7 protein-coding genes are annotated in these 6,144 nt (G+C 47.4%); 6 read left to right on the plus strand and 1 reads right to left on the minus strand.

The features are described from left to right. Position 1: 1 nt before the first annotated feature. Entirely contained in the window at positions 2–223 is a 222-nt protein-coding gene (locus QF669_04715) for a helix-turn-helix transcriptional regulator (protein MDP6456740.1), read from the plus strand. Positions 224–404: 181 nt separating this feature from the next. Here QF669_04715 and QF669_04720 read toward each other — a convergent pair whose 3' ends face one another. Further along, positions 405–809 carry a hypothetical protein gene (locus QF669_04720; GenBank protein MDP6456741.1) on the minus strand — a complete coding sequence of 135 codons (405 nt, stop codon included), beginning with the start codon at positions 807–809 and terminating at the stop codon, positions 405–407. A gap of 541 nt (positions 810–1,350) precedes the next feature. Between QF669_04720 and QF669_04725 the strand changes: the two genes are divergently transcribed. From QF669_04725 to QF669_04745, 5 genes are all read left to right on the plus strand, one after another. Continuing rightward, positions 1,351–1,806: an Rrf2 family transcriptional regulator gene (locus QF669_04725; protein MDP6456742.1), complete on the plus strand. Its 456-nt coding sequence runs from the start codon at positions 1,351–1,353 to the stop codon at positions 1,804–1,806. Between the two features lie 323 nt (positions 1,807–2,129). Beyond that, complete coding sequence (locus QF669_04730; protein ID MDP6456743.1) at positions 2,130–2,576, plus strand: GatB/YqeY domain-containing protein; 447 nt, start codon at positions 2,130–2,132, stop codon at positions 2,574–2,576. Between the two features lie 13 nt (positions 2,577–2,589). Continuing rightward, positions 2,590–3,150 (plus strand): CvpA family protein, encoded by a 561-nt coding sequence (locus QF669_04735; protein MDP6456744.1) that lies wholly within the window; start codon positions 2,590–2,592, stop codon positions 3,148–3,150. A 2-nt stretch (positions 3,151–3,152) separates the two neighbouring features. Further along, the gene (dnaG, locus tag QF669_04740; GenBank protein MDP6456745.1) at positions 3,153–4,940 is read left to right on the plus strand and encodes a DNA primase; all 1,788 of its coding nucleotides are present in this window, start codon (positions 3,153–3,155) and stop codon (positions 4,938–4,940) included. 22 nt (positions 4,941–4,962) lie between these two features. Then, entirely contained in the window at positions 4,963–5,973 is a 1,011-nt protein-coding gene (locus QF669_04745; protein MDP6456746.1) for a hypothetical protein, read from the plus strand. The last annotated feature ends 171 nt before the right edge of the window (positions 5,974–6,144 follow it).

Raw genomic sequence — 6,144 nt, forward strand, 5'->3', positions numbered from 1 at the left:
TATAACAAACTTGGATGTGATGCTTGCTAAACGGAAGATGACTCTTACTCAGCTTTCGAAAGCTATCGGTATCTCATTAACCAACTTATCCTTACTCAAAACTGGTAATGTAAAAGGTTTACGGTATAACACTCTGGAAAAGATCTGCATTGTACTGGACTGCCAGCCAGGTGATATATTGGAATATAGACCAGATGAAGATGAGGATGAAGATTCGAAGTAGATCCATCCATCGGGTTATGAGCCCGACCTAAATACCAAAAAATCATGTCACGCTGTGGGTGCTTCTTTCATCCCGACCGTCCCCCCGTCATTTTCGAATCGAAGTTGAAAAGTTCGGTTGAAAAGCATAATGATGTGATGAGTTAGTTAGTATCCTCACTTGAAGAATCATCCGTTTTATTTTACTTCTCCTCTATTACATATATGGCTATCGCTTTCCCAAATTTTTCGGTGTACGGTGACGAACTTACATTACCATCTTTATCTACACTAAATGACTGATGGATTTTGTTATCTGTGCCTAACATCACAACACCATTAGCACCCAATTGTGCGGCTTCAATTTTTAGACGCTCTATGACTTTATTCATTTTACTTTGCCAAGTAAAAAGAATTGCAGGGTCTTTAAATGCAAAATTACTTCCTGCATCAATCAATGCAATTTTTTCATATTCTTCAGGATAGTCTAGATATACTTTCACTTGAGATGGAGATACTGGTGCTCTTGTTTCACCTACAACTATACGGGAAACAGGAAGACATCCAACCAAAATCATAACTATTAATAAACAAATTGATTTTCTCATTTTAACCTCCTCGCTTAAACCAGATCCATACTAACAGATTGAAATTCTGGTTTGCGACGCTCTTCCAATGCCCAGCTCCAAACTACGAAGTTGGCTAAAAGTAAAAGTATAGCTATAAATCTAATTCTCACGGTGGAATATAAAGATTAATGCAGAATAATGCTGGGAAACAAAAATCTCGCCTAAAACAAATGTTGGAATGGTTGACAAAAAAGAAAAGTCTTGATAAGGGTTCGATGCTGATTCTGTGGATAGCCGTTCCTTTAATACTCACCATTACGGTTTTCCGCAGACAAAATCTCACCTGAAAAACTTAACAAAGCTATCCCCCTCACCATTAGCATCGACCACGAAGGCAACATTACCCATAAGATCTCAGGCTTCAAGAGCGGGGACGAGTTGAGAAGTCTCATTCAGCCGCTCATATGATTCCGCCCAGCACAAGGTTAATAAAATTGGTCACTTTATTGCTTGAACAAAAATACTTGACATCAGCTAAAAGGACTCGTAATTTGCAAAAGCGATAAGGGGGTCTTGATTAATGTTATTCTCAAAGTCAGTAGAATATGCCATTCAGGCGCTGGTTTATCTGGCGGAAAGGGATTCTCCCGATCCGGTTATGGTCGGTCAGGTGGCAAAGGCGTACAACATTCCGCATCAGTTCCTGGCAAAAATTGCTCAAACGCTGGTGAAGCACAGACTTTTGAAAGCCACTAGGGGTCGAAAAGGCGGTATAATGCTGGCCAGGCCGGCTAAAGAGATTTTTCTGCCTCAGATCGTGCAAGCCATCGAAGGACCGGAACCTGAAGAAGAACAGTGCGTGTTTGGGCTCGATCTTTGTACTGACAGTCAACCGTGCCCTCTTCACCATAAGTGGAAGGTGATCAGAGAAGAAATCCGGGATATGATGCAGAGCGAAAACCTTGAACAACTTGCCCACCGTGTGACAGAAAAGCACAATGCTATGCAGAACCTCATTGCGGGGGAAAGCGAATAGTTTAAGACACGATAATGAACTTTTTTACCTTATGAATACGAAGATTTTTGACATAAGAGAATGGACGGCCGCTGGCTGTTCTGTAGCAACTCTACCAAGATATCGGTGCCCGGATGGTGACCCTCCAAACCCACCTGCAAGCACCCCCCAGCGAGCACTTGCCAGCAATTCCACGTAGCTATATTCTATATCCCACTGTGGGATTGCAAATCTGCAAGCGCTACCGGGCACCGATTAAAATTCCTCGCTAGACTCGAGCTTCAAAACGCAGTAAATTACTTAGTCGCTGGAAAACACTCCAGTGCCATTGATTGAGGAAACTGATGTCACTCTACGACCAGCTTAAGAGTACCATGCAAGATGCACTCAAGGATGGGCGGCGCGACACCGTCCGGACACTCCGAACGCTGCTGGCAAAACTGAAAGAAGGTGCCATAGCCAAAGGCGAAACTCTCTCCGAGGCCGAGGAGATTAAGGTAATTCAGTCTGCTGCCAAGCAACGAAGAGAAGCCATTGAAATGTACGAGAAGGGCGGTCGCGACGATCTGGTACAGAGCGAAGAAACCGAACTTGAAGTGATCGAAGCTTACCTACCCAACCAGCTGTCAGGGAGTGAACTTGAGGCGATTGTAACCAGCATCATCGAGGAAACAGGGGCCACATCCATGCAAGATATGGGAAAGGTTATGCCGGCGGTCATGAGAAAGGTTGCAGGTCAGGCCGATGGGAAGCAAGTGCAGCTGATGGTGCGACAGAAGCTGAACGAATGAAAAGGTCCGTTCTGTGCCTCTCTTTCAGTTCAATCACGGCTTCGATTTCATTGCCATCGTTATTACGCTTGCCCTCACCATTATAGGTTATCACCGCGGATTCCTAGAGGAACTCGCCCGTCTTGTGGCCCTCCTCTTCGCCACAGCGATAACCGTCCGTTACGCCGGCACACTTGCCTTTTGGCTCCAGGAAAGGGTTGCTGTCGATGGTCGAATCCTTTCAAGCGCAAGTTTTATCGTTCTGTTTGCGAGCGTTCTTTTTGTAACAAGACTCTTGACAAGATTCCTGCAAGTGTTTATGCTATCCAAGGGAATAAGATGGGCTAATAGATATTTGGGCGTCGTTTTCGGATTCCTCAAAGGAGTAGTGACCATTATGGTTATACTGTGGATGATCGATATGATTCCAAACCAGAATTACTTTAGAAAGCTGAAGTCAGATTCTTTCGTTTACAGGCAGTTCACCATTTACAGGGACTGGTCAATATATTCGTTTGGCCTGCAAGACTCAGTAATCAAGAGTGAACTATGGTTGAAGGAAAGAATGAATTCAGGGGATAGCCTCAGGCACTGATCATGGCACGGATTGCTGAAGATACAATCGACAGAATCCGCGATGCTGCGGATATTCTCGATATTGTTGCGGAACACGTTGAACTGAGACGACGGGGGAAGAACTTTTTCGGCCTCTGTCCTTTCCATGCGGAGAAGACCCCCTCGTTCAGTGTGGCACCTGACAAACAGATTTTTCACTGCTTCGGCTGCGGAGCCGGCGGCAATGTCATCACTTTCCTTATGGAATACGAGAAAATCAGTTTTACTGAAGCTCTGCAATCTCTCGCTCAGCGCTACGGTATTGAACTGAAACTCGAACGGGACGGTGCCTCAAAAGAATTCTTCTCTCAGATGTACGATATTCACTCCCTCGCCACAGAGCTTTACAGGAAGAACCTTCAGTCCGATCTCGGCAAGAAGATCCGCCGCTATCTTAAAGATCGCGGACTAACGTCAGAGACGCTCGATCGATTCTCTGTCGGTTTCACCTCCAACAAATGGGATCAGCTCTACTCAGCAGTCAAGTCCAAGAAGTTTTCAGATGAGGTCATTGAGAAATGCGGCCTTTTCACCAGATCGGAAAAGGGAACCTTCGATCGCTTCAGGAGTCGGCTCATGTTTCCCATCAGCAACCGTTCCGGGCGCGTGGTGGCTTTCGGCGGCAGAGATATGGACGGTGAAAGCGAGGCAAAGTATCTCAACTCTCCCGAAACGCCCATCTACAATAAAAGCGAAATACTCTACGGCTTCTCAACGACCAAAGATGCTGTGCGGCAAGAGGGGTGCCTTATCGTGGTGGAAGGTTACACAGATCTGCTGCAACTCTATCAGAACGGAATCACAAATATTGCCGCTTCCTCAGGCACGGCACTTACTGGCCAGCACGTCATCCAGATCCGTAAATTCACAGACACCGTCTACCTCGCCTATGACGGTGACGCCGCCGGCAAAAAGGCGGCCATCAACGCCGGTTACAATCTTCTGAGGGGCGGACTGACCGCAGAAATAATCAGATTGCCCGATGATTCTGATCCAGACAGTTGGGTAAAGGCGGAAGGGGCCGAACCGTTCCTGACGGCTAAAGAAAACGCCACAGACCTCATCGACTTCCATCTCCAGAACACGCCCCATGACCTTTCCAAAGCCTCCAGCCGATCTCAGGTAGCGCGGGATATTATCAACGAGCTGGTTGGTATCCGCGATGAGATTGTTCGACATCATACAGTGAGGAAGGTGGCCGAAGCACTGGCCGTGGACGACGAAGTCCTCATACGGATGCTGGCACAGCAGTCGCGGAGATTCGGTCGATCGAAGCCGAAGAAGGATACCGATGAGGAAACTTCACTTTTTTCATCAAATGAGCGGGCTCAGGTTGAAATCGTCAAACTGCTCGCCAGCGATGACCGGGAAGTGATTCAACTGTTGAAGAAACATCTCAATCGCGACACCTTCTCACACCCCGTACTCAAGTCTCTCGCGGAATATCTGCTGCCGAAAGCGGAGCAAGAGAGCGCCGGCAAGCTTTCCGGAGCCATCGATCAGTTCGAGAAAGAAAGTGACCGCAAGCTGGCATCGAAAGTACTTTTTGAAGCATTATCCCACGAGGATTCTCACCGTGTGGCGGTGGACTGCCTGATTGCACTGGAGAAGACGCCCCTGCGGGAACGGATCACAGAACACAGGATCCGCCTGAGAGAAATGGAGCGCAAGGGTGAAGACTCCTCCTCTACTCTTCTTGAAGTGACAGAACTTCAGCAGCGTCTGAAGGAGCTGGAAAGTAAACGGACTGAACTGTTGAGTTATTCCTAGATTATCTTTGCGTTGCATTTGAATGGCGATTAAAAAAACACTTTTACGCACCCTGATCTGTGACCGTAAAACGGGGCTGACTCTCCGCAAATGGGCGACAATCACGATGCTGGCGGTACTGGGGACATTGTCCGTGACCGCTGAACCACTCCCTCAGGAAGAGAGTAGGAAACGTACTGTAAAGTATTTCAAGACTCAGTTGAAGCGGAACGATCTGCTGGCAGATGAAGTAGATGCAGAAGAATCGAGAGATATTAACCATTTCCGTGCCATCTATGACCACAAAGGGCGCCTGATGCGGGTAGAGTTCATTCCCAACGGCGACAGGCTTGCGCGCAAAATGAAGAAGCGAGAGCTGTTTCCTAAACCTAAACCTCCGTACCGTTTCTATGAGAACTGGGATCCACACACGAGAGGACTCAAGAAGAGAATTCCGACAGTAAAAGTTGGTGATCGGCCCTTCTTCAGGGTCTCGTACGCTGACACAGCCCACATTCGATCAGTTGAATATTTCCTGAGGCGGAATCAAAAGCTGTGGAGCTATTTCCTTCTCTGGGACGAAGAGTTCAAGCAGTCTCAACTTTCGGTCGTTTTCTCTGTACAGCAGCCGATTACCAGTCTGGATCCGCACCTTTTCCACCCTACGGCAAGCGAGATGAAGCCGGGCTGGATCGCCGACTTCAGGCACAACGTGCTGGACAGACCGCTGAGCATACAGGTTCGTGATAATGTGGGAAACGTCTACTATTTCTACCGCTTCAGGCACCGTTTCGAAGACGTAGGTGATTCATTACAAGCTGTAACGCACAGGATCACTACATCTGAATACTATAGGGCGGATAGCAGTTACATTGGTAAACATGAGTTGAGATATACCGAAAAGGATGTCCTGCTGGCAAAGAAATTTTACGACGCACAGAATAAACTGACAGAAACGATAGAATACGAGTACTATCCCAAGCTGGCGGAAGTGGCAGTCGTCATACGCGACCCCAAGGGGAACATCCTGCACCGGGAAGTGCGCAAGCAGTAGTTGAATGTGAGGCGTCTCAGCCGACCGGGATCGTAGCTTGCGGACAATGATACCGCTCAGATCTTACGATAGCGAGAATGCATTTCACTCTGTAATCACTGCCTAAAGTCTTATCGATCTGACAGGCTTCCACAATAACAAGAAAGCCCCACCGAAGCGGGGCTTTTTTAT

Source organism: Candidatus Neomarinimicrobiota bacterium, assembly GCA_030743815.1.
Lineage (GTDB): Bacteria > Fidelibacterota > Marinisomatia > Marinisomatales > S15-B10 > UBA2146.

What these genes read in the sequence shown, in the direction of transcription:
- dnaG (MDP6456745.1), top strand. Translation starts at nt 3,153, where the DNA reads ATGGCACGGATTGCTGAAGATACAATCGACAGAATCCGCGATGCTGCG.
- QF669_04730 (MDP6456743.1), top strand. Translation starts at nt 2,130, where the DNA reads ATGTCACTCTACGACCAGCTTAAGAGTACCATGCAAGATGCACTCAAG.
- QF669_04745 (MDP6456746.1), top strand. Translation starts at nt 4,963, where the DNA reads ATGGCGATTAAAAAAACACTTTTACGCACCCTGATCTGTGACCGTAAA.
- QF669_04720 (MDP6456741.1), bottom strand. Translation starts at nt 809, where the DNA reads ATGAGAAAATCAATTTGTTTATTAATAGTTATGATTTTGGTTGGATGT.
- QF669_04725 (MDP6456742.1), top strand. Translation starts at nt 1,351, where the DNA reads ATGTTATTCTCAAAGTCAGTAGAATATGCCATTCAGGCGCTGGTTTAT.